Source organism: Limnochorda sp. LNt, assembly GCF_035593265.1.
Taxonomy (GTDB): domain Bacteria; phylum Bacillota; class Limnochordia; order Limnochordales; family Geochordaceae; genus Geochorda; species Geochorda subterranea.
Map to the genome: position 1 here is coordinate 2,653,272 of NZ_CP141614.1, position 21,805 is coordinate 2,675,076.

The window sequence follows — 21,805 nt, forward strand, 5'->3', positions numbered from 1 at the left end:
GGGGTCGTATGGCTAAGCCGACAGGACGCCGGGGGAGCGCCCCGTGTGGCGCTGAGAGTGCGGTGGTGGCCGCAGACCCCTCGAACCTGATCCGGGTCATGCCGGCGTAGGGATGGCGTCGTCGGGTGAAGCGCCTGCACCGGGCGGTCTCGCCTGCTGGTGCCCGCCTTGGCCGGCTCGCCTCCGGGAGTCGCCCTCCCCCAAGAGAAGGGAGCACGAGAGTGCCATGGTGCAAGGTGTCGGGCTGCCCCGGGCGCTGACCATCGCCGGCTCCGACAGCGGCGGCGGGGCCGGCATCCAGGCTGACCTCAAGACGTTCTTCGCCCTGGGCGTCTACGGGATGTCCGCGATCACGGCCCTGACGGCTCAAAACACCCTGGGGGTCCAGGGCGTCCACGAGGTGCCGGCCGAGATGGTGGCGCAGCAAATCGACGCCGTCGCCACCGACATCGGCGTCGACGCGGCCAAGACCGGCATGCTGGCCAGCGCCGCCATCGTGGAGGCGGTGGCGGATCGGGTACGGGCCCACGGCCTGCGACAGCTGGTGGTGGACCCCGTCATGGTGGCCAAGAGCGGAGATCCCCTCCTGTCCGCCGACGCCGTGCAAGCCGTGCGCCGGCTGCTGCTGCCGGTCGCGCTGGTGCTCACGCCCAATCTGCCCGAGGCCGCCCGCCTGACCGGCCTGGCCGTCGAAGGCCCCGAGGCGATGCGAGAGGCGGCTCGACGCCTGCACGCCATGGGGGCTCGCTACGTGGTAGTCAAGGGCGGGCACCTGCACCACCGGCGGGACGAGTCCGTCGACCTGGTCTACGACGGTTCCGCCTTCGTGGAGCTCGCCGGCCCTCGGTTCGACACGCCCCACACGCACGGCACGGGCTGCACCTTCTCGGCGGCCATCGCCGCCTACCTGGCTCGCGGGCTCGATCCGGTGGAGGCCATCCGCCAGGCCAAGGAGTTCGTCTCCCGTGCCATCCAGGCCGCCGTACCCCTGGGTGCCGGTCACGGCCCCACCCACCATTGGGCCGGTGCGGATCTGGATGGGCCGGGGTGGGAGATGAGTCGGGTCGCCCGCGCCTAACACGTGACATCTATCTAACGTACTCTTGACACACCCGCCGGCCCGTGCCATAATGCGCGCCAACAGCCGGGACCGGTCTCGGTAGGCCGGAGGGGGTGTCGAGATGATGGCCGCCCGCGCGCACGTCGACCCCGCTTCCCCTCCTTAGACATGACAAGCACATGACACGCCTCGATCCATCGACTGTCCAGGGAGGGGGCGGACGGCGATGACGTCCGAGAGTCTGGCCCGTGCCATCGACACGTCGTGGGTGCTGGTGGCGGCCTTCCTCGTCTTCTTCATGCAGGCGGGTTTCGCCATGGTGGAGGCGGGCTTCACCCGCGCCAAGAACGCCGGCAACATCGTCCTCAAGAACCTGATGGACTTCTCTGCCGGCAGCGTCGCGTACTGGCTGGTGGGCTTCGCCCTGATGTACGGGGCCTCTGCGGCAGGCCTGCTCGGGACGAGCGGCTTCGCGAGCCCCTGGTCGGTGACGGGGCTCGAGTGGACCGGCTTGCCCATCGAGGCCTTCTGGATGTTCCAGGTGGTCTTCGCCGGCACCGCCGCCACCATCGTCAGCGGCGCCATGGCCGAGCGCACGCGCTTCGCGTCCTACCTCACCTTCGCCTTCGTCATCTCGGCGCTGATCTATCCCATCCTGGGCCACTGGATCTGGGGAGGCGGGTGGCTGGCACGCCTCGCGGTGCCCGTCAAGGACTTCGCGGGCTCCACGGTCGTCCACAGCGTGGGCGGCTGGGCGGCGCTGGCCGGGGTCCTGGCCGTGGGAGCCCGGATGGGGCGCTTCTCCCAGCAGGGGCCCCGCAACGGCATCGAGCCGGCCGTGGCCGGCCACAGCCTGACGCTGGCTGCCCTCGGGGTCTTCATCCTCTGGTTCGGCTGGTTCGGCTTCAACCCTGGCAGCACGCTGGGGGTGACCGGGGATCGGGCCGCCCTGGCCGCCCGGGTCGCCGTCAACACCAACCTGGCGGCCGCCACGGGAGCGCTGGCCGGCCTGTTCCTATCCAAGCTGCACCGGGGCAAGTTCGCCGTCGACGCCGCCCTCAACGGCACCCTGGCCGGCTTGGTCGCCATCACGGCGGGGGCCCCTTACGTGAGCGACATCGGGGCCCTGATCATCGGGGTGCTGGGCGGCGCCACCATGTACGGTGCCACGCTGCTCCTGGAGGCGTGGCGGGTGGACGACGCGGTGGGCGCCATCCCCGTGCACGGCGTGGCCGGCGCGGTGGGCACCCTGGCCGTCGGGCTCTTCGACCTGGAGACGGGCCTGTTGTACGGGGCGGGCCCGGCCCAGCTCGTCAGCCAGCTCATCGCCGTGGTGGCCTGCTTCGTCTGGACCTTCGGCGTCTCATGGCTGGCCTTCGCGGCCATCAAGGCCGTCATGGGCCTGCGGGTGACCCCCGAGGAGGAGGCGCACGGGCTCGACGTGCACGAGCACGGCGTGGTGGCCTACCCCGACTTCACGGCGGGGCATCCGGTGGAGCCGGGCGCGGTCACGGCCCCGGCCATGGGCGCCTCCGGGCGTTGAGGCCCGGGGCGAACGAAGGCTGACGGACCCCTGTCAGGGAGGGGACGCGGCGATCCTCCCCGAGGCGGCGCCCCACGGGCCGCCCCGAGGGAGGATCGTCCATGCTCGACCCCTGCGGCAATTTCTGGTGGACGCAGGAGGCCATCCGGGCCCGGACCCGCGAGGGGTACGCCCGCGCCGAGCCCGCCTTGCGCGGGGAGTATCGCAGCCGGGAGGAGTGGGCCCTGGCCTTGCGCTCGGCCATGGCCGCCGACGCCGCACGCCGTCGCCGCCGGCTCGCCCGCCGCCTCCGCCGCGGGATGATGCGTCTGCTCGGCCTGCTGGGCCTGTGAGGATCCCCAGGAATCCCGCCACGAGAGGCGAACGGTCATTCGGGGGGAGACCCTTGAACCGGACCGAGCGCCTGGCGGCCATCACCCTCTACCTGCTGGCTCGTCGCCGGGTGACGGCCGCCGAGATCGCCCGGGCCTTCGAGGTGAGCGAGCGCACCGTCTACCGCGACCTGCAGGCCCTCGCGGAGGGAGGGCTGCCGCTCGTCGCCGTGCCGGGGGCGGGGGGCGGCTATGAGTTGCCACCCGCCTACCGGCTCACGCCGCTCACCCTCACCCCGGACGAGGCGGTGGCCGTCTGGGTGGCCGTCGAGGCCCTCGGCGGCCCCGACCACCCGCTGCGCGAGGCGCTGAGGGGCGCCTGGCTGAGGATCCACGCCGCCCTGCCCGAGGAGCTGCGCCGCTCCATCGTCGACGTGGGGGCCGCCGTGGACGTGAGCCGCATGGGCCCCGAGGTGCGGGTGGGCCAGGGCGTCTTCGCCGCGGTGGTGCGGGCCCTGCGGGAGCGGCGCCAGCTCCTCATCCGCTACCACGTGCCGGCGACCGGCGAGACGACCCAGCGGGTCGTCGACGTGTATGGCCTGGCCTGCGTCCAGGGTCGCTGGTACGCTCCCGCCTACTGCCACCTGCGCGCGGGTCTGCGCTCGTTCCGGCTGGACCGCATCGAGCGGGCCGAGCTGCTGGAGAGCGGCTACCCCTACCCCCGTGACTTCGACGTCCGCCGGTGGGTGCAGCAGACCTTCGCCATGGCGGATGACGCCGGAGAGCGCCTGGCGGTGCGGGTGCGCTTCTCACCCCGGGCCGCACGGCGCGCCGTCGACGACCGGTTCTTCCGCGGCTGCGTGGAGCGACTCGCGGACGGCGGCATGGAGGCCCGCCTCAGCCTGCCGGCGCCCGAGCTCCCGTATTGCGCCGAGCTGGTGCTGGGCTACGCGGGGGAGGCGGAGGCGGTGGAGCCGCCCGAGCTGCGCGACCTGGTCGCCGCCCTCGCCCAGCGGGTGGCGTCGCGGCACGCAGGACCGCCGGCTACGGACGGCGGCCCTGCTCGCCAGCCTGCGGCGTCGCCGTGCTGATGCGGCAGACCCCGTAGAGAGGGCAGTAGCCCGACGCGGCCGTGGCGCCCAGGATGACGCCGATGGCCAGCGCGACCCACCTCCAGGGCGAGGCCCACGCGATGGCCACCGCCACCAGCGCCAGCGCCACGACGGTGCGAACGGCGCGATCCCACGACGCCAGGTTGTGCTGCATGAGCGATGATACCCCCCGGGGTAGTCTAGCGCCCCGTCGCTCGCCCGGTCAACACGGCCCCGGCCGCCACGCGCCCCCGTCAACCCTTGACGGCACCGGCCGTCAGCCCCGCGATGAACTGCCGGGACATCACCAGGTACAGCGCTACCAGCGGCAGGCTCGCCAGCACCATCCCCGAAAAGAGCAGGCCCCAGTCGGTCTGGTACTGACCGAAGAAGATGGTCATACCCAGGGGGATGGTCTTGAGCCGGTCCGACTGGATGAAGAGCAGTGGGAAGAACATGTCGTTCCACCAGGGGACGAAGTTGACGATGGCGACGGTGGCCAGGGCCGGGCGGATCAGCGGAAGCATCACCTTCCAAAACGCCTGGAACTCCGTGCAGCCGTCGATGCGCGCCGCCTCCCGCAGCTCGCCCGGCAACGACCGCAAGAAGCCGGTGAGCAGGAAGACCGACATGGGCATGCCGCTGGCGGCGTAAGTGAAGATGAGCGCCCAGTGGGTATCGAGCAACCGGAGCTGCTTCATCAGCAGGAACAGGGGCAGGATCCCCAGCCGGACGGGCACCATGATGCCGGCCAGGAAGAAGAGGTAGACCCAATCTCGCCCCCGAAACGGCAGCCGGGCTATGGCGTACGAGGCCATGGAGGCGCAGGTGAGCACCAGCGCCAGCGACGCGCCCGTCACCCAGACGCTGTTGCGGAAGTAGACCGAGAAGCTGGCCCGGCTCCAGACCCGAGCGAAGGGCTCCAGGCTCCAGGAGGCCGGCAGCCCGAAGGGGTTCATGAAGATCTCCCGGGTGCTCTTGAAGGCCGTCACGACCATCAACGCGAGCGGGGCCAGGAAGACGACGGCCATGGCCGTCAGGAAGGCGTAGAGCAGCACGTCCCAGAGGCGCCGCGTCGCCACGTCAGTATTCCACCTGCCGTCCCTGCAAGAGCCGGATCCCCAGCCACGAGACCGCCGCCACCATCATGAACATCAGCACCGCGATGGCCGAGGCGATCCCGACCTGGCCGGGCTCGCCGCCCGTCGTGGAGTCTCCGAAGGCGGTGCGGTAGAAGAAGGTCCCCAGCAAGTCCGTGGAGTAGGCCGGGCCGCCGCTGGAGCCCTGCATGACGAAGACCAGCTCGAAGGCGTTGAAGTCGTAGATGAAGGTGAGGATGGTCACCATCCCCATGACCGGCGCCAGCAGGGGCAGCGTAACGTGGCGCAGCGTCTGCCAGGCGTTGGCCCCGTCGACGCGAGCCGCCTCCTCCATCTCGGCGGGGATGGCCTGGAGGCCCGCCAGGAAGACCAGGATGGGGAATCCCAGCCACCGCCAGGCGTTGATGAGGATGATGCTGACGAGAGCCGTCCGGGGTTGCCCCAGCCACGGCTGGGCCCACTGCCCCAACCCCACCAGGCGCAGCAGCTGGTTGAAGCCGCCCCACAGCGGGTTGAGCAGCAAGAGCCACAGGAAGCCCACCACCACCAGCGACAGGGTGTAGGGCAGGAAGTAAGCGGCCTGGAAGAAGCCGAAGCCCGGGCGCTTCTGGCGGAACAGGAGCGCGAAGAGGAGCCCCAGCGTGCTCTGGATGACGAAGGTCATCGTGAAGAAGAGGACGTTGTGCTTGAGCGCCCCCACGAAGCGCACGCTGAAGGGCGGCTCCAGGAGCACCGTGCGGAAGTTGCGCAGCCCCGCGAAGCCCTCCCGCACGAGGCCGTCCCACTCGAAGAGGCTGTAGCCCAGGGACGAGGCGAGGGGATAGACCATGAAGAGGCCGTAGAGTACCACACCTGGCAACAGGAAGGCCAGATGGACGCGTCGTCCCAGCCACCGGTCCAGCATGTCCATCCCCTCGCCCCATACGTTTGCGTCAGCGGCCCTGGAAGGGCGCGTACCAGCGGGCCAGCCCCTGCTGGATCTCCCGCGCCACCTGCTCCACCGTCATCTGCCCGATGAAGAGGGACTGCAGCGTGTTTTGCAGCAGGGTCGAGCCGCTGGGCTGGTCGTAGCGGAAGGCCGTCAGCATCAAGTACGGCGTGCCGTGCCGGCGCATCAGGTCGGCGAGCTTGGCCAGCGTCGGCGACGACGGCACCGTGCCGGGCACCGCCGACATCTGCTCGAGCCGGTCGGTGAACATCTGCCCGTACTCCCGGGTGGCCAGCCACCGCACGAAGGCCAGGGCCTGGTCCGGGTGCGCCGTGGAGGCGTTGATGCCGTACGAGCCGTCGACGTACATGGTGTGCCAGACCGGGTCGCCCGCCCGCTCCGGCGGCACCAGGAAGGCGCCGATGCGCAGATCCGGATTCATGGCCTTCATGGTGCCGAGCTCATAGGAGCCGGCCATCCACATGGCCGCCATCTCCTGGGCGAACATCGCCTGCATGTCGGTGTAGGCGATGCCCTCGAACCCCGGCGGCAGGTGCGGCTTGAGCTCCAGCATCTTGCGCAACGCGTCGAGGAAGCGCGGATCCTCGAAGGTGGTGCGCCCGCTCACCACGTCCTCGTAGAAGGGCGTGCCTCCGTAGAAGTTGGGCGCCACCGCCCCGAAGAAGGTCTCCATGGTCCAGCCGTCCTTGGAGCCGTTGGCGAAGGCGATGTAGCCGGCGTTGCGCACCTTGCCGGCCAGGTCGAGGAACTCCTGCCAGGTCTGCGGCTCTCGCAGACCGAGTTGGTCGAAGATGCGCTGGTTGTAGAGGATCTGCACGGTCTGCACCGCGAAGGGCACCCCGTAGATGCGGCCGTCGCGGATGCTGCGCGCGCCGCCGAGCACCTCCTTGGAGAAGCCCTCCAGGGCCGGCACCCTGCCGTCCAGGGCCATCAGGTAGCCCGCGTTGGCCAGGGGCTCCAGGCCGCCGTAGGCCCGCAGCTGGATGATGTCGGGACCCGAGCCGGCCTGCAGGGCCGTCGCCAGGATGGTGTTGTACTCGGTGTTGCGATACGGCACGAAGCGCACCTCGACATCCGGATGAGAGGCCTGGAAGACCCGGATGAACTGCTCGTAGGCCGCCTGGTCCTCGGTGCGCCAGCTCCAGAACGTCAGCGTCGTCTTGGCGGCCATGGCCGGGCCGGCGGGCAACGCCGCCAGCATCACCGCCGCGATCACGAGCGCCATCGCCCAGGCGCGTCGATTGGACGAAGACGTCACCGCAGCACCTCCTCGTCGTCGTGGGTCGTCTCCACGGACCGTCCTCGCCTCGGCGAACCCCTCGCGCCCCCACCCCCTCTCGCACCCGGTCGCAGGTGCTTGTCGGCCACCGCCTGCCGGCTGCGCATCAGCCGCTCCATCGCGCCGGCCCCCATCCGGATGGTGACGGCTATGAACAGGGCGTCGACGACCGCGAGCTGGGCCATGCGGGAGACGATGGCGCCGCTCCGGAAGAGTCCCTCCTGCCCTCCCGTGAAGAAGACGATGTCGGCCCGCTGGGCGATGGGCGACTCCATCTGGTGGGTGACGGCGATGGTGGTGGCACCGGCCCGGGCGGCCGTCTGCATGGCGTGGAGCGTGTCGATCGTGCCGCCCGAGTGCGAGATGGCCACCGCTACGTCACGCGGCCCGAGCAGGGCCGCGAAGGTCGACTGCAGGTGCGGGTCGAGGTAGGCCCAGGCATCCAGGCCGATGCGGGCGAACTTGTGCTGGGCGTCCAGGGCGACGAAGCCGGAGGCCCCCACGCCGTAGAAGTGAAGCCGGCGCGCCTGGACGATGACGTCGACGGCCCGCGCCCAGACTCGCTCGTCGAACAGCGCCAGGGTCTCCTGCAGCGCCTGCTGGTAGTGGGCCAGCAGCTTCTGGCGGATGGTCGGCAGGTCATCGCCCGCCTCGATCTCCCCGTAGACGGGCAGGGAGGTCGCCGGCTCCCGGGCGCCCGACTCGACCGCCAGGGCGATGCGCATCTGCTGGTAGCCCTCGTAGCCGAGGCGCTGCGCGAACTTGACCACGGTCGACTCGCTGGTGCGGGTCTGCTCGGCCAGGGCCGTGATGCTCAGGTGGACCGCCTCGGCCGGCCGGCTCAGGATGTAGTCGGCCACCCGGCGCTCCGAGGGGCGGAGCCGGGCATACAGCCCGCGCATCCGGGCCAGGCAGGCCTCCGGCAGCTGGTCGGCTGGCGCCGTGGGCTGGCGTCGCATCGGTACCCTCCTTCGCCGCAACCGGTTCGACAGGGGGAGCGAGAATACCTTCCAGATCTGCTATCGACCGGGAAAATGATTTTCCCACCCGACGCCGGCCCGGCGCGGGGCCGGCGAGCGCCGTCAGGGGCAGGGCCATCGCCAGCAGACTCGCCCATGGGACCATGCCGGCGCCTCGTTCGGCATGGCGGAATGGATGCCTCGCCCCCATCCTCGCCCGCCGGGTAGGCTGGGCGGGGGGCGTCCGACCTGTACGACCTGCACGCGCACTTCATCCCGCCGCCGGTCCTCGACTGGCTACGGCGGCACGCGGACGACGTAGGGGCGCGATGGGAGCGCCGCGACGACGGCCGCGAGGTGCTGGTGGTCGGCGGCAAGTGGCCCTTCGAGCTCAAGCCGGCCTTCTACGAGCCCGAGCGCTTCCTGCGGGAGCAGGCCGAGGTCGAGGTTGCCCTCATGGTACCGCGCCGCTCCGGGGAGAGGGGGGCGGGGGTTCGGGCTATCCGAACGGCCCGGACGTGCGCGGCGCGCCGGGCGGCGAGCAGGACCCGAGACATGGGCAACCGGGCCTAAACCCTCGAAGGTGGGTACCGATGAAGGAGGTGGTACACACCATCCGAGCACCCGTCACGAGGAGGCCGTCTCATTGACCTTCCTGCGCAACCTGCGCGTCTCGATCAAGGTCCTGCTCATCGTAGCCATCAACGTCACCATCTCGGTGGTCATCGGGGCTTGGGCCATCCGGGGCATGGGCACCATGGAGCAGGCCCTCGAGCGCGTCTACCAGGGCGACGTGCTGGCGTTGGAGGCGGCCTCCCAGGCGGAGCGGGCGGCGCGCCGCATCGCCGTCGAGGGCCTGACCATGGCCCTGGCCGCCGCCTCCGGAGCCACCTCGGACCTGGCCACCTATGAGGCCAACATCCGGGGCTACCAGGCCGACTTCCAGGCGGCCGTCGAGTCGTACCTGGCCACCTCCCCGTCGTCCGGCGAGCGGCAGCTCGTGGAGCGCATCATGGCGACCTGGGAGCCCTACGTGCGGGCCGTCGCTGGATTCACCGCCCTGGCCCGCAGCGGCGCAGACACCGCCGCCGTCATCCAGGCCCTCGAGCGGGACGTAGTCCCCCTTCGCCAGACGCTGATGAGCCAGATCGAGGAGCTCCAGGGGCTCAACGTCGACGCGGCCCGCCAGCGCCACGACGACAATCAGCGGCTCTACGGCTCCACCCGCTCGGGGCTCCTCGCGCTCATCGTGGTCGGCGCCGTGCTGGGCATCGCGGTCAGCATGGGCATGGCTCGCCTGGTGACCCGGCCGCTTGGCGCCATGGTGGCCGGAGCCCAGCGCATGGCGGTCGGTGACCTGACCCGGCGCGTCGGCCACGCTGGCCGAGACGAGGTGGGGATGGCCGCCCGGGCGCTGGACGAGGCGGCCGAGGGGTTGCTGCGGCTGATCCGTACCGTCCGCCAGAGCGCCGAGCAGGTCGCATCGGCTTCGGAGGAGCTGGCCAGCTCGGCCGAGGAGGTGGGCCGCGCCGTCGAGCAGGTGGCCGAGACGGTGGACCAGATGGCCAAGGGCGGTCAGCGCCAGTCGGCCGCGGCCGGCACCACCTCCGAAAACGCCCGGGCCATGGGCGAGATGGTGCGGGAGGTCGCGGAGGCCACCCGCCAGATGGCCGAGCAGGCCGACCAGGCCGCCCGCCTCGCCCGCGACGGCCAGGCGGCCCTGGGTGCCATCACCCAGCGCATGGCGCACATCGAGGAGACCGTGGGCGAGTCCGGCCGGGCCGTTCAGGACCTGGGTCAGCGTTCGCAGCGGATCGGCCAGATCGTCGACGTCATCACGGGCATCGCCGAGCAGACCAATCTCCTGGCCCTCAACGCGGCCATCGAGGCAGCCCGCGCCGGCGAGCAGGGCCGCGGGTTCGCGGTCGTAGCCGAGGAGGTCCGCAAGCTCGCCGAGCAGTCACGGCAAGCCGCCGCCCAGATCGCCACCCTGGTGAGCGAGATCCGCGAGGAGGTGGAGCGGGCAGTGCGCAACACCCAGGCCGGCTCCCTGGCGGTGGCCGAGGGCGTCCAGGAGGTGGAGGCCTCGGGCCAGACCTTCGAGGCCATCACCCACGCCGTGAATCGCATGGTGGAGCAGCTCCACCAGGTAAGTGCAACCGCTCAGCGCATGGCCGAGGCCGGTGACCAGGTGGTCAAGGCGGTGGACGAAATCGCCGCCATCACGGAGGAAAACGCCGCGGGCGCCCAAGAAGTGGCTTCCACCACCCAGGAGCAGTCGTCGGCGGTGCAGGAGATCGCCAGCTCCGCAGGCTCCCTGGCGGACATGGCCCAGGCCTTGATGAAGGCCGTCGAGGCCTTCAAGGTCTGAGCGTCGAGGCAGGCTCCCGGGGGCCCGGCTCACCGGGAGCCTGCCTCGACCAACGTCTCCACCTCGGACCGGGTCGGCAACGCGGTCATCGCGCCCCTCACCCGTACGGCCAGGGCGCCCGCCGCGTTGGCGAAGCGCAAGGCCCGCGCCAGCTCGGCGGGGGACATCCGGCGGGCCGCCTCGACGACCGGCACTCCCTGCCGGGTGGCGGCCTCCCAAAGGCGCCAGAGCAGCGCCGCCCAGAAGGCGTCGCCCGCCCCCGTCGTGTCCACGGCCTCGACGGCAAAAGTCGGCGCGGCCGCCGACTGGCCGTCCCGCCCCACCGCCCAGCTCCCGTCGGCTCCCTCGGTGACCACGAGCAGCGCGACGCGACGGTGCGCCGCCAGCAGGCGCAGGGCTCCCTCCCGGCCGGTCCGGCCGGCCAGGAGCGCCAGTTCCTCCCGGCTCACCTTGACGAGGTCGGCCCGGTCGATGGCCGCGCGCATCTCGTCGAGGGCCCGGGCGGGATCCCCCCAGAGCGCCGCTCGGTAGTTGACGTCCAGCGAGACGGTGACGCCGGCGGCCCGGGCCTCCTCGAGGGCGGCCAGCAGGGCGGACCGCCCCGGCTCGTCGGCCAACGTCACGGTGCCGTGGTGCAAGACGGCTGCTCGCCGCACCGTCCCGGCGTCGAGGTCCTCCGACCGCAGCAGCGTGTCGGCCCCCGGCTTGCGGTAGAAGGCGAACTGGCGCTCCCCGCCCTCCCGGTTGGCGACGAAGGCCAGGGTCGTCAGGGCCTCGGCCGTCAGGCGCATCCCCGACACGTCCACGCCGTTGTCCGCGAGGAAGCCCCGCAAGAACCTGCCGAAGGGGTCGTCGCCCACGACGCCCACGAACCGCACCGGCACCCCCAACCGGGCCAGGCCCACGGCCACGTTGGCCGGCGCCCCGCCGGGGCAGCGCTCGAAGGAGACGACCTGCTCCAGCGGGACGCCCGGCTGTTGCGAGACCATGTCGACGAGGGCCTCTCCGGCGACGAGGACGTAGGACACGGCACCGTCCGCCCCTCACTCGATCTCCTCATAGAGCGCCAGCATGCGCCGCACGAGACGCTCGTAGCGGCGGGCCAGCGCCTCGTAAGTCGCCCGCAGGGCCGGCTCCGGGGTGACCGTGAACGCCCCGGGGTTGAAGCGCCGGGCCGTCGCGACCGGTTCCGAGAAGAGGCCGATGCCCCACCCCGCCAGGACCGCCGCTCCCAGCGAGGCCGCCAGCCCCACCCTGGGCGTGCGCACGGGCATCCCCATGACCGCCGCCTTGATCTCGAGCCACAGACGGCTACGAGCACCGCCTCCCATGGCCACGACGGTGGTGGGCGACAGGCCCGCCTCCTCCAGCACCGTGCGGCAGGCCCGTAGCTCGTAGGCGACGCTCTCCAGGGCCGCCCGCACCAGGTGCGCCCGGCCATGCTCGAGGGTCAGGCCGACCAGCGCGCCCCGGGCCAGGGGTTGCCATCGCGGCGCTCGGGCCCCCATGAAGTAGGGGAGCATCACGAGCCCCTCCGCGCCCGCCGGCACCCTGGCCGCCTCCTCGCCCATGAGTCGGTAGACGTCCTCTCCGGCCTCTCGGGCTCGACGATGCTCCTCAGCGTAGGCCAGCGCCCGCAACCATCGCAGGATCGCGCCCGTGGCGTTGAGTCCCTGCTCCGCCAGCCACTGCCCGGGCAGCACGTGGGCGGTGTACGTCAGACGTGGGTCTCTTTGGGCCGGGAGCGAGGAAGCGACGGTCGAGAGGTTGGAGGTGGTCCCCGTCGACTCCATGGCCTCGCCGGCCACGAGGCCGACCCCCAAGGCCTCGCAGCAGCGATCGCCTCCGCCCGTCACCACCGGCACGCCTGCGCGAAGCCCCAGGGCGCGGCCCGCCTCCGGGGAGAGGCCTCCCACGACGGCGTGCGACGGCGTCACGGGTGGGAAGCGCTCGGGGTCGATGCCGATCTCGTCGAAGGCCGGCGCCCACCAGCGGCCCCGCTCCATCTCCCACATCATGGTGCGACTCGCCAGGGAAGGGTCCGTCACGAAGCGACCCGTGAGCCGGTGCGCGACGAAGTCGCGGGGCTGCAGCAGCCATCGGGTCCGGGCCAGCAGGGCCGGCTCGTGGCGCTTGAGCCACAGGAGCTTGGCCAGCGTGAAGGTCGCGTCGGGCACCATGCCGGTGGCACGGTGGATGGCCTCGGCCCCCCATCGCCGCACGAGCGCGCCGATCTCCTCGGCGCCTCGCCGGTCCATCCACGAGATGGCACGAGCCAGAGGGCGGCCGTCCCGGTCGGTCAGCGCGACCGTCTCCCGCTGGGAGCTCAAGGCGATGGCCGCCACCTCGGGGGTGGACGCTTCGGCAGCCTCGAGGGCCGCGCGCGTCGCGGCGATGGCGGCCTGCCACCAATCCTCGGGGTCTTGCTCGGCCCACAGAGGTCTCGGGTGGTGGGTGGGATACTCGGCCTGCCCCACCGCCACCACCGTCCCCTCGGTGTCGACCAGGGCGGCCTTGCAGGCGGTGGTCCCCACGTCGATCGCGAGCAGGGTCGTGCGGGCCATCTCGCCACCCCCGCTGCGTCAGGATCTACCGGAGGCTCGGGCCGCAGTCCTGCCGTGGGCGGGATGGCCGCGGAGAGGTAGGGGGCCTGGCAGACGCCAGGCCCCGGAGCTCCTCACCAGCTGAAGGCGAGCCCGACCAGGCCGTGGACCGCGACGTTGGGCACATCTGCGTGGCCTTCGGCCACGGGCACTCGAGCCCAGGCGGCGGTGACCCTCAACTTGCCAGGACGGCGAGGAGCCGGTAAGATTTAGGTCGGTCGTCCGACCGATGGGAGGATGCCCATGCAGGCCAGGGTTGCCAGCCCCACGGGCCAGACGATCCTCGACGCGGCGTACCGCTGCATGGTCCGCAACGGATACGCGGCGGTCTCCATGCGCCAGATCGCCCGGGAGGCGGGCGTGGCTCTCAGCCAGCTGCACTACTACTTCCGCTCCAAGGACCACCTCCTCGTGGAGGTGCTGCGCCGCACCATGGAGCAGCACGTGCGGGAGACGGTGAGCCGGCTGGCGGAGCTGCCCCCCGAGCGGCGCGTGCACGGGCTGCTGGCCCTGATCCGCACCAAGCTGCGGCAGGACCCCGGCTGGTTCCGGTTGCTCTTCGACAGCCTGGTCCTGGCCTCCCGTGACCCCGAGGCTCGCCAGCAGGTCCGGCGGCTCTTCCAGGAGCTGTCCGAGGAGGCGGGCCGTCGGTTTCCGCAACTGTGGCAGATGTCCGCAACGGGTCGGGCCGGGACGGTTCGAGGCCGCCTGCAGCCCTGGCCAGGCGCCCTGAGCCCGACCGCGCTGGGGCGGGTCGTGGTCGCCACGCTGTACGGCCTGGCCTTGCAGCTGCTGGTGGAGGGCGCGGACCAGGCCTCGGAGCCCCTCTGGTTCGGTGAGCTGATGGCCGCGGTGAGTCCCGCCGGGCAGTAGCGGCGAGCGGACGTGGACGAGGAGGCAATCGCGCGTGAACCTTCTGGCCAGGCTCGTACTCCAGCGACCGTGGCTGGTGCTCGGCGTGCTGCTGGCGATCACCGTCGCCTTCGCCGCCTTTCTCCCGAGGCTGGGCATCTCCAGCGACGTGGCGTCGATGGTGCCCGAAGACGATCCGGTGGTGCGCCAGCTGGTCGACGTCGTGACCGAGTTCGGTTCGCAGGACGTGCTGATGGTGGTCATCTCCGGTGCCGACGTCTACCGGCCGGAGACCCTGGAGAAGGCGTGGCGCATCGCCGAAGAGCTCGAAGCCATCCCAGGGGTCGCCTCGGTGCTGTCGCCGCTCGACGCGGAGCTCGTCACCGGCTCCGAGCTGGGTCTCGAGATCCAGCCGGTCGCCTCCGCCCCTCCCTCGACGCCCGAGGAGATCGCGGCCTTCCGCGCCCGCCTGGCCCGCAGCCCGGCGGCAGCGCCTCTCGTCTCGACGGACGGCACGGCGCTGGCCATGGTCGTCACCCTGGAGCCCGACATGGCCTACGGCCAAGAGTTCAACCAGGTCGTCGCACCCCGGCTGGAGGCCGTGGTGGCCGCCCATCGCGGCCCCGAGTCCGTCCGGGTGGTGGGGCAGCCCTACCTCAGCTACACCATCTCCCACAGCATCCGCCGGGACCTCTTCTTCCTCTTCCCGCTGGCGGTGCTGGTGGTGCTCGCGAGCCTCTACGCCAGCTTCCGCACGCCGGCGGCCCTCGTCTTGCCGATGGTGCCCGTGGGCATGGGGCTGGTCTGGGTACTGGGCCTGATGGCGGCCCTGGGGTATCGCCTCTCCATCGTGTCGGCCGCCCTGCCCGTGCTCCTGGTCGTGGTGGGCAGTGCGAGCGGCATCCACATCCTCAGCCGCTACCAGGGGTTCCGCCAACAGGGCCTGCCCCATCACGAGGCCGTGCGGCGCGTCGTCCACTCCCTGAGCGCCGCGCTGGTGATGGTGTCGCTGACGGATGCGGCCGGCTTCGCCTCGCTGGTCACCGCCTTCGCACGACCGGTTCGTGAGTTCGGCGTCTTTACGGCCGTGGCCGTCCTCTTCGCGTTGCTGGCGAGCCTCGCCGCCGTGCCGGCCATCCTCGCGTTGCGGGAGCCCTCCATGCCGACCAGGCGTGCCGGTGGGCCGAGCGGTGCCACCGGGCGTCGAGACCAGGAGCCGGGCCAGGGCCTCGGCCCCGCGACCCCATGGCAGCACCAGGCCCGGCGGCTCTCGGCGGCCATGACGAGGCCCACCGGCGTCGCCATCATCGCCGCCGGGGTGCTGGTGGCCCTGGGGCTCGCCACCGGGATCCCCCGGATCCGCATCGAGACCAATCTGCTCGAGTACTTCGGGCCGCAAAACGCGGTGGTGGCCGCGACCCGTGACGTGGAGCGGCTCTTCGGGGGCGCGAGCACGCTCTCCGTCGTGGTCGACACGGGCCAGCCCGACGGGGTCAAGGATCCGACCCTCCTGGAGCGGGTCGATCGCTTCCAGCAGTCCATCGCCGGCATGGAGGCCGTCGCGCAGGTGCAGTCCATCACCGACGTCCTGCGGCAGGTCAACCGGGCCCTTCACGCCGACGACCCCGCGGCCGACCGCATCCCCCCGACGCCCGAGGCGGTGGCCCAGGAGCTGCTGCTCTTCACCTTCCAGGGGGGTAGCGGCCTCGACGCCCTGGTCGACTACGACTACTCCAAGCTGCGCATCATGGCCAGGGTCGCCACCTTGCCGACGCACGAGTCGCGTGCGCTGGTGGAGGCCATCGAGGCCGAGGCCCGGGACGCCTTCGCGGGCCTGCCCGTCGAGGTGACGGTGGCGGGCACCCCTCGCATCGTGGTACGCCTGCAGGAGCGCTTCGTCTCGAGCCAGTTACAGAGCATCGCCCTAGCCTTCGTGGTGGTGGCCGTCATCGTGGCCCTGTTGATGCGCTCGTGGCGGGCGGGCCTTCTCGCCTTGATGCCCCTGGTCCTGACCGTTGCGGTGCAATTCGGCGTGATGGGCTTCGCGGGCATCGCGCTGGACATCGCCACCTCCATGATCGCGGCCATCACCATCGGAGTGGGGGTCGACTACGGCATCCACCTCATCAGCCGCTATCGCCAGGAACGGCGAGCCGGCCTGCCCGCCGGCCCTGCCCTGGAGGCGACGCTGGCGAGCACGGGGCGAGCGGTCGCAGTCAACGCCGTGACGCTGTCGGCCGGCTTCGCGGTGCTCATCTTCTCGGACTTCCGGGCGGTCTCGGTGCTGGGGCTGCTGCTGGCGCTGACCATGCTGGTCTCGGCTCTGGCCACCTTGCTGCCCCTGGCGGCCAGCCTGGTACGGGTCGCCGACGAGGACGTCCGGCGGGAGGCGGGTGCGGCTCACGGTCTCTCGGGCGGCCAGGCGCGCGCCGGCACCCTCCCCCCGAGGAGGCCGCAGGCGTAGTGGCTGGTATCCGTGACGCCCGCCATCCTGCACGAGAGTCGGAAGGAGGAGCGTGAGATGACGTGCATCTCCATCGCACGGTCCCGTCCGGCAGCCCGGGGCCATACCGGGGGCCGATGGTGGGTGGCCTCGGTCCTGTCGGCCGTCACCCTCGGGCTGCTGGCCGCCGCCGGCGGGGCGAGTGCCGCGGCGGCGGAGCTATCGGCCGCTGAGATCCTGGACCGGGTGGCCGGCACGGGTGTCCTGAGCGGGAGCGGCCAGGCCCGCCTCGAGCTGGTGACGGAGAATCGCCGGGGCCAGCAGCGGGCCTACCGCCTGCAGATCTACCGGGCCGAGGGGCCCGACGGCTCGGACCGCCAGCTCCTGGAGTACCTGGAGCCGGCCGACGTGCGCGGCACCAAGCTCCTGAGCCTCGGCCAGCCCGACGGCGAGGCGCAGATCTGGCTCTACCTGCCCGCCCTGGGGCGGGAGCGCCGCGTCGCCGGCGCCGACGTGCAGCAGTCGTTCATGGGGACCGACTTTACCTACGAGGAGATCGCAGGAGGCGCCACCTACAAGACCGACTACGCCTCCGAGCGTCTGCCCGACGCGGAGCTCGACGGGCAGCCCGTCTACGTGGTGCGGCTCGTCCCCAAGGACCCCTCGAGCCGGTACGGCTCGGTGCAGATGTGGATCGACCAGGCCACCTTCGTGCCGAGGCGCATCGACTTCTACGACAAGCGAGGAGAGCTCGAGAAGCGACTGAGCGCGGACGACCTGCGCCAGGGCGACGACGGCGGGTGGATGCCCCATCTCATCACCATGGCCAACGCCAAGGCTCAGACCCGCACCATCGTGCGGGTGCTGGAGTACCAGCCGGGCCAGGTGCCCGAGGAGTACTTCACCGTGCGCTACCTGAGGCGCTAGACGGAGGGATGGCGGGATGCGACGAGACGCAGCACGAGGGCTGGAGCCGGCAGGTCGCCGGCTCGGGAGGGGAGCGGCGGCTTTTGCGGCTGCCGCCTTGCTGGCGGCCGCGCTGGCCGGGCCGGCCGGTGCGACCTCCTGGCAGCTGGAGGGCCGCCTGGGCCATCACCTATTTTACGGCACGCTGGCCGAGGACCTGCTCCAGCACGAGCTCGCCTACCGGCTCGCCCTGCGGGTGCGGCCCGACTGGGACGGACAGGTCTACGTCTCCGTGGAGGGCGGCGTCGGGCTGTCGTCGGTGACGCCGTCGCCGTTCTTCGAGGCGCCCCCCGAGAATGCCTGGCCGGAGCTCGACGAGGCGTACGTGGACCTCTACCTGCCGATGGTGGACCTGCGCCTGGGTCGCCAGGTCGTGGCGTGGGGCACGGCCGACGGCTTCAACCCCACCGACGTGGTCAACCCGCGAGCCAGCGGCCTCGGGTCGCTCGCCACGGGCGAGGTGAGCCGGCTGCCCGTGCCCGCCGTCAGGGCGGCCGTCTTCGCCTGGCCCCGCTTCGCCGTGACCGCCGTGGGCGTCGCCGACTTCGTGCCGGCGCCGTTGCCCGAGACCCTGTTGAAGCAACGGGTCGAGTCCTCATCGCACGTCTCCCTGCCCGACCCGTGGCTCGCCCTCGAGGAGCCCCAGGGGCGCGACCGCTACGAGCTGGGGCTGCGGGGCGAGATGGCCCTGGGCGCCTGGGACCTCTACCTGAGCTACTTCAACGGCGTCGAGGACTGGCCGGCGCTGTGGGTCGCCCTCACTTCGGACTCCACTGTGCAGGTGCAAGGGCGCTATCGCCGCCAGCAGCACGTCGGCCTGGCGCTGGCGGGCAGCGTGGAGGGCGTGGGCCTGTGGGCCGAGGCCGCGTATGTCGTGCCCGAGGAGGTGCCCGAGCTCGAGACCGGTCCTCTGACGCCCCTGTCGGACAACGAGCCGCGCTGGGAGGCCATCGTCGGCGCCGACTACCGCTGGGGGGACCTCCACGTGTCGGGGCAACTGATGGGGCTCCAGCGTCGACGCCTGCTCTCGCCGTACCGGGAGCCCGGCGTGGAGGGAGACGGTCTCTACGCCATCGGGCTCGTCCGCCACAGCCCGCCGCTCGGCTCGACCACGTGGGAGCTCGTGACGCTGGCCAGCCTGCGCGACGGCAGCGCCGTCGTCGCTCCGGGCGTCTCGCACGAGATCCGCCCCGGGCTGCAGCTCTCCGCCCGTTACCTGGCGGTGGTGGGCGATGCCGGGACGGAGCTCGGCGCCCTGCGCGACGGCGTCGAGGGCCTGGCTACCCGGCTGACGTGGTCCTTCTAGGGCAGCAGGGGTCGGGGCAGGCGCCGAAGCCTCCCCGGCCCCGTGCTGCCAGCCCCTCGCGCAGGATCGCCCGGAGCCCGACGAGAACTCCTCGGCGGTCGCACCGGCACGGGGCAACGTGCGGCCCCGGCGACCGGCCGACCGCCGTCGAGGAGGGCATCGCTTTGCCAATGACCCCGTGGCGTCGCATCGTCATCGGGCTGGTGGCCGCCTCCGTGGCGGGTGGGATGGCGGGCGCCGGGCCCCTCAGCGCCCGTGCGCAGCCCCTCACGCCCGAGCGGGCGCTGGAGCGGCTCTTCGTGGAGCGGCCCATGCAGCCCGACTGGTTCGCGCCGTCCTTCCTGAGCCAGGTGCCGGCCGCCCAGGTGGAGGCCATCGTGGCGCAGCTGACGGCGGCCCTGGGCCGCTTCGAGCGTGTCGAGCGCGAGGGCGCCTCCTACGTCGTGGTGCTCGAGCGGGGGCTCATCCCCACCCAGGTCGCGCTCGACGGCCAGGGCCGCTTCACGGGCCTCTTCTTCCACCCGCCCCGGGCCCGGGCGGCCGGTGACTCGTCCGCTTCGGCCGTGCGTGACGCCGTCGCCGCCTTCGAGGCGCTGCCGGGGCGGGTCAGCGTGGTCGTCGTGGAGGACGGGCGAGTCCGGGAGGCCCTGGCGGCCGACCAGCCGATGGCCGTCGGCTCGGCCTTCAAGCTGGCCATCCTGGCCGCCCTGGCCGACCAGGTCCGCTCGGGCCAGCGCCAGTGGGACGAGGTGGTCCACCTGGAGCCGGGGTGGAAGAGCCTGCCCTCCGGCATCCTCCAGGCGTGGCCCGACGGTGCGCCGCTGACGCTGTACAGCCTGGCTGCCCTGATGATCTCGGTCAGCGACAACACGGCAGCCGACGCCCTGCTCCACCTGGCGGGCCGTGAGGCCGTCGAGGCGCTGGCCCCGCGCAACCGCCCCTTCCTGAGCACCCGCGAGGCCTTCATACTCAAGGGCCCGGATGGGGAGGCGCTGCTCGCCCGCTACCGCGCCGGCGACGAGGCCGGGCGGCGGGCCCTGCTGGCCGAGATCGCGGGGCAACCGCTGCCCGGCGTCGAGGCGTTGACTGGCGAGCCGCGGGCGCTGGACGTGGAGTGGTTCTTCACCGGCACGGAGCTGTGCGCGCTGATGGAGCGGGTGCGAGACCTGCCCCTGATGGGCATCAACCCCGGCGTCGCCCGCCCCGAGGAGTGGGCCTCGGTGGCGTTCAAGGGGGGCTCGGAGCCGGGCGTACTCAACCTGACCACGGCGCTGACCGCCCGTGACGGCCGCCGGCTCTGCGTGGCGGCCACGTGGAACGCCGACCAGGCGCTGGACGAGGCGCGGTTCGTCTCGCTGTACGCGCTGCTCCTGGATGCGCTGAAGTGAGCCGGGCGCCGCGTCGGCTCACAGGCCGGCCGAGGCGATGATGGCCCACGACGCCAGGGCGGCCAGCACCGAGACGCCGCTGGCCACCACCGACAGCCCGTGCAAGATCCCGAAGGCAGGCGGCAGGGGCCGCGCGGGGCCCGCCTCGGCCGCCTGCACGCGCAGGGCGTGGATCCGCGGCTGCAGCACCAGCGCGCCGACGAGGGCCATCGCCAGCATCACCACCGCCAGGGCCAGCGCAAGCCCGGCTCGCGGCCGGCCGGCCGCGAGCCGCCACGCTCCCACGGTCACCAGCAGCGTCGCCGTCGCCAGCGCGGTGCGGTAGTACCCGGGAAAGAGCACCTCGACGATCTGCCCCGCTTCGGTGCGCCCGAAGCGCGCGAAGACGGACGGCGTCGCGCTGCCGCCGAAGTAGGCGGCCGTGCCGGTCCACCAGGCGAGGGCCACGAGATAGAGGAGATCGCGCAGCGTCGCCAAGCCGACACCCTCCTCGTCGTGGCGCCCCCGCTCCCCCGCCGCATCGTCCCGGCCCATTATAGCCGGGCCGTGTGGTACAATGTTGGCACGCTCGTCACCCTGCGGCCAGTGCATCCACGATGCCAGGGAGGGGGCGGCACGGCTTGCGAGCCATGGTGATACGGGCCTTCGGCGGCCCCGAGGTCTTCGACCTCCAGGAGGTGCCCGACCCGACGCCCGGCCCGGGCGAGCTGCGGGTGCGGGTCGCGGCGAGCAGCGTCAACCCCGTCGACTACAAGATCCGCCGCAACGGCGCCTGGGCCGGCGTCCGGCCGCCCGCCATCATCGGCTACGACGTCTCGGGTGTGGTGGATGCGGTGGGGCCTGGCGTCACGGAGTGGCGCCAGGGCGACGAGGTCTACTACACCCCCGAGATCTTCGGCGGCCGCCCCGGCAGCTACGCTCAGTACCACGTCGTCGACGCCGCCATCGTGGCCCGCAAGCCCCGCAACCTCGATCACGTGCAGGCGGCCGCCGTCCCTCTGGCCGGGGGCACGGCCTGGGACGCGCTGGTGGTGCGCGCCGGCGTCCGTGCCGGCGAGACCGTGCTGATCCACGGGGGCGCCGGCGGGGTGGGTCACTTCGCCGTGCAGATCGCCCGGGCCTCCGGCTGCCGGGTGCTGGCCACCTGCAGCCGGCGCAACCTCGACTTCGTGCGCGAGCTGGGTGCCGACGTGGCCATCGATTACGAGGCCGAGGACTTCGTGGAGCGGACCTTACGCGAGACGGACGGCCAGGGCGTCGACGTGGTCTTCGACACCGTCGGCGGTCCGCTCCTCGCCCGCAGCATCGAGGCGACCCGCCCCGGGGGCCGCCTGGTCAGCATCGTCTCGGCCGCCAGCTCCCTCGACGCCGCCCACCGCAAGAACCTCACGGTGCACTTCCTCTTCCTCCTGCGCGAGCGCCGCCGCCTCGACGCGCTGCGCTCGCTCATCGAGCGGGGGCTGCTCCGCCCGGTCGTCGACGAGGTGTTGCCCCTCGAGCAGGTGGCGCGTGCCCACGCCCGCCTGGAGAGCGGGCACGGGCGCGGCAAGATCGTGCTGGAGATCCCGAGCCGAGACCCGTGAG

At 72.1% G+C, this 21,805-nt stretch carries 20 protein-coding genes and 1 riboswitch; of the genes, 12 read left to right on the forward strand and 8 right to left on the reverse strand.

The window, feature by feature from the left end; all coding sequences use genetic code 11:
• Window positions 1–20 precede the first annotated feature (20 nt).
• Window positions 21–131, forward strand: a riboswitch (TPP riboswitch).
• Between the two features lie 95 nt (window positions 132–226).
• From thiD to VLY81_RS12780, 4 genes are all read left to right on the forward strand, one after another.
• Entirely contained in the window at window positions 227–1,078 is an 852-nt protein-coding gene (gene thiD, locus VLY81_RS12765; protein ID WP_324668584.1) for a bifunctional hydroxymethylpyrimidine kinase/phosphomethylpyrimidine kinase, read from the forward strand.
• Window positions 1,079–1,286: 208 nt separating this feature from the next.
• Window positions 1,287–2,603 carry an ammonium transporter gene (locus VLY81_RS12770; RefSeq protein ID WP_324668585.1) on the forward strand — a complete coding sequence of 439 codons (1,317 nt, stop codon included), beginning with the start codon at window positions 1,287–1,289 and terminating at the stop codon, window positions 2,601–2,603.
• A 101-nt stretch (window positions 2,604–2,704) separates the two neighbouring features.
• Complete coding sequence (locus tag VLY81_RS12775) at window positions 2,705–2,935, forward strand: hypothetical protein (RefSeq protein WP_324668586.1); 231 nt, start codon at window positions 2,705–2,707, stop codon at window positions 2,933–2,935.
• 53 nt (window positions 2,936–2,988) lie between these two features.
• Window positions 2,989–4,005 carry a helix-turn-helix transcriptional regulator gene (locus tag VLY81_RS12780; protein WP_324668588.1) on the forward strand — a complete coding sequence of 339 codons (1,017 nt, stop codon included), beginning with the start codon at window positions 2,989–2,991 and terminating at the stop codon, window positions 4,003–4,005.
• Here VLY81_RS12780 and VLY81_RS12785 read toward each other — a convergent pair.
• The 5 genes from VLY81_RS12785 to VLY81_RS12805 form a co-directional block, all read right to left on the reverse strand.
• Window positions 3,959–4,180 (reverse strand): YgaP family membrane protein, encoded by a 222-nt coding sequence (locus VLY81_RS12785; protein WP_324668589.1) that lies wholly within the window; start codon window positions 4,178–4,180, stop codon window positions 3,959–3,961. The two genes, VLY81_RS12780 and VLY81_RS12785, sit on opposite strands and share 47 nt — an antisense overlap.
• A 79-nt stretch (window positions 4,181–4,259) precedes the next feature.
• On the reverse strand, window positions 4,260–5,087 hold the full coding sequence (locus VLY81_RS12790; RefSeq protein ID WP_324668590.1) for a carbohydrate ABC transporter permease: 828 nt from the start codon (window positions 5,085–5,087) through the stop codon (window positions 4,260–4,262).
• Window position 5,088: 1 nt separating this feature from the next.
• Window positions 5,089–6,015 (reverse strand): carbohydrate ABC transporter permease, encoded by a 927-nt coding sequence (locus tag VLY81_RS12795; protein ID WP_324668591.1) that lies wholly within the window; start codon window positions 6,013–6,015, stop codon window positions 5,089–5,091.
• Between the two features lie 22 nt (window positions 6,016–6,037).
• Window positions 6,038–7,312, reverse strand: a complete 1,275-nt coding sequence (locus VLY81_RS12800; RefSeq protein ID WP_324668592.1) for an extracellular solute-binding protein — start codon at window positions 7,310–7,312, stop codon at window positions 6,038–6,040.
• A complete protein-coding gene (locus tag VLY81_RS12805; protein WP_324668594.1) occupies window positions 7,309–8,292 on the reverse strand; it encodes a MurR/RpiR family transcriptional regulator in 984 nt (327 codons plus the stop codon). Before VLY81_RS12805 ends, VLY81_RS12800 begins: the two co-directional genes overlap by 4 nt.
• Window positions 8,293–8,649: 357 nt before the next feature.
• Between VLY81_RS12805 and VLY81_RS12810 the strand changes: the two genes are divergently transcribed.
• Window positions 8,650–8,865, forward strand: coding sequence for a hypothetical protein (locus VLY81_RS12810; RefSeq protein WP_324668595.1), 216 nt, complete (start codon window positions 8,650–8,652; stop codon window positions 8,863–8,865).
• 73 nt (window positions 8,866–8,938) lie between these two features.
• Window positions 8,939–10,663: a methyl-accepting chemotaxis protein gene (locus VLY81_RS12815; RefSeq protein WP_324668596.1), complete on the forward strand. Its 1,725-nt coding sequence runs from the start codon at window positions 8,939–8,941 to the stop codon at window positions 10,661–10,663.
• Between the two features lie 29 nt (window positions 10,664–10,692).
• Here VLY81_RS12815 and VLY81_RS12820 read toward each other — a convergent pair whose 3' ends face one another.
• On the reverse strand, window positions 10,693–11,691 hold the full coding sequence (locus tag VLY81_RS12820) for a carbohydrate kinase family protein (protein ID WP_324668597.1): 999 nt from the start codon (window positions 11,689–11,691) through the stop codon (window positions 10,693–10,695).
• A gap of 15 nt (window positions 11,692–11,706) precedes the next feature.
• Window positions 11,707–13,227 (reverse strand): xylulokinase, encoded by a 1,521-nt coding sequence (locus VLY81_RS12825; RefSeq protein WP_324668598.1) that lies wholly within the window; start codon window positions 13,225–13,227, stop codon window positions 11,707–11,709.
• 282 nt (window positions 13,228–13,509) lie between these two features.
• Between VLY81_RS12825 and VLY81_RS12830 the strand changes: the two genes are divergently transcribed.
• The 5 genes from VLY81_RS12830 to VLY81_RS12850 all read left to right on the forward strand — a co-directional run bounded on the left by VLY81_RS12830 (window position 13,510) and on the right by VLY81_RS12850 (window position 20,221).
• Entirely contained in the window at window positions 13,510–14,139 is a 630-nt protein-coding gene (locus VLY81_RS12830) for a TetR/AcrR family transcriptional regulator (protein WP_324668599.1), read from the forward strand.
• 34 nt (window positions 14,140–14,173) lie between these two features.
• Window positions 14,174–16,582 carry an efflux RND transporter permease subunit gene (locus tag VLY81_RS12835; protein WP_324668600.1) on the forward strand — a complete coding sequence of 803 codons (2,409 nt, stop codon included), beginning with the start codon at window positions 14,174–14,176 and terminating at the stop codon, window positions 16,580–16,582.
• A 57-nt stretch (window positions 16,583–16,639) separates the two neighbouring features.
• Complete coding sequence (locus VLY81_RS12840) at window positions 16,640–17,488, forward strand: outer membrane lipoprotein-sorting protein (RefSeq protein ID WP_324668601.1); 849 nt, start codon at window positions 16,640–16,642, stop codon at window positions 17,486–17,488.
• A gap of 16 nt (window positions 17,489–17,504) precedes the next feature.
• A complete protein-coding gene (locus VLY81_RS12845) occupies window positions 17,505–18,833 on the forward strand; it encodes a hypothetical protein (protein WP_324668602.1) in 1,329 nt (442 codons plus the stop codon).
• 170 nt (window positions 18,834–19,003) lie between these two features.
• On the forward strand, window positions 19,004–20,221 hold the full coding sequence (locus VLY81_RS12850; protein ID WP_324668603.1) for a serine hydrolase: 1,218 nt from the start codon (window positions 19,004–19,006) through the stop codon (window positions 20,219–20,221).
• An 18-nt stretch (window positions 20,222–20,239) separates the two neighbouring features.
• Here VLY81_RS12850 and VLY81_RS12855 read toward each other — a convergent pair whose 3' ends face one another.
• A complete protein-coding gene (locus VLY81_RS12855; RefSeq protein ID WP_324668605.1) occupies window positions 20,240–20,698 on the reverse strand; it encodes a DUF4149 domain-containing protein in 459 nt (152 codons plus the stop codon).
• A 143-nt stretch (window positions 20,699–20,841) separates the two neighbouring features.
• Here VLY81_RS12855 and VLY81_RS12860 point away from each other — a divergent pair, with 143 nt between their 5' ends.
• Entirely contained in the window at window positions 20,842–21,804 is a 963-nt protein-coding gene (locus VLY81_RS12860; protein ID WP_405001264.1) for a zinc-dependent alcohol dehydrogenase family protein, read from the forward strand.
• Window position 21,805 lies beyond the last annotated feature (1 nt).

Coding starts and splice junctions, on each gene's coding strand:
- thiD (WP_324668584.1), top strand. CDS start 227: ATGGTGCAAGGTGTCGGGCTGCCCCGGGCGCTGACCATCGCCGGCTCC.
- VLY81_RS12770 (WP_324668585.1), top strand. CDS start 1,287: ATGACGTCCGAGAGTCTGGCCCGTGCCATCGACACGTCGTGGGTGCTG.
- VLY81_RS12775 (WP_324668586.1), top strand. CDS start 2,705: ATGCTCGACCCCTGCGGCAATTTCTGGTGGACGCAGGAGGCCATCCGG.
- VLY81_RS12785 (WP_324668589.1), bottom strand. CDS start 4,180: ATGCAGCACAACCTGGCGTCGTGGGATCGCGCCGTTCGCACCGTCGTG.
- VLY81_RS12795 (WP_324668591.1), bottom strand. CDS start 6,015: ATGGACATGCTGGACCGGTGGCTGGGACGACGCGTCCATCTGGCCTTC.
- VLY81_RS12805 (WP_324668594.1), bottom strand. CDS start 8,292: ATGCGACGCCAGCCCACGGCGCCAGCCGACCAGCTGCCGGAGGCCTGC.
- VLY81_RS12825 (WP_324668598.1), bottom strand. CDS start 13,227: ATGGCCCGCACGACCCTGCTCGCGATCGACGTGGGGACCACCGCCTGC.
- VLY81_RS12830 (WP_324668599.1), top strand. CDS start 13,510: ATGCAGGCCAGGGTTGCCAGCCCCACGGGCCAGACGATCCTCGACGCG.
- VLY81_RS12840 (WP_324668601.1), top strand. CDS start 16,640: ATGACGTGCATCTCCATCGCACGGTCCCGTCCGGCAGCCCGGGGCCAT.
- VLY81_RS12845 (WP_324668602.1), top strand. CDS start 17,505: ATGCGACGAGACGCAGCACGAGGGCTGGAGCCGGCAGGTCGCCGGCTC.
- VLY81_RS12850 (WP_324668603.1), top strand. CDS start 19,004: ATGACCCCGTGGCGTCGCATCGTCATCGGGCTGGTGGCCGCCTCCGTG.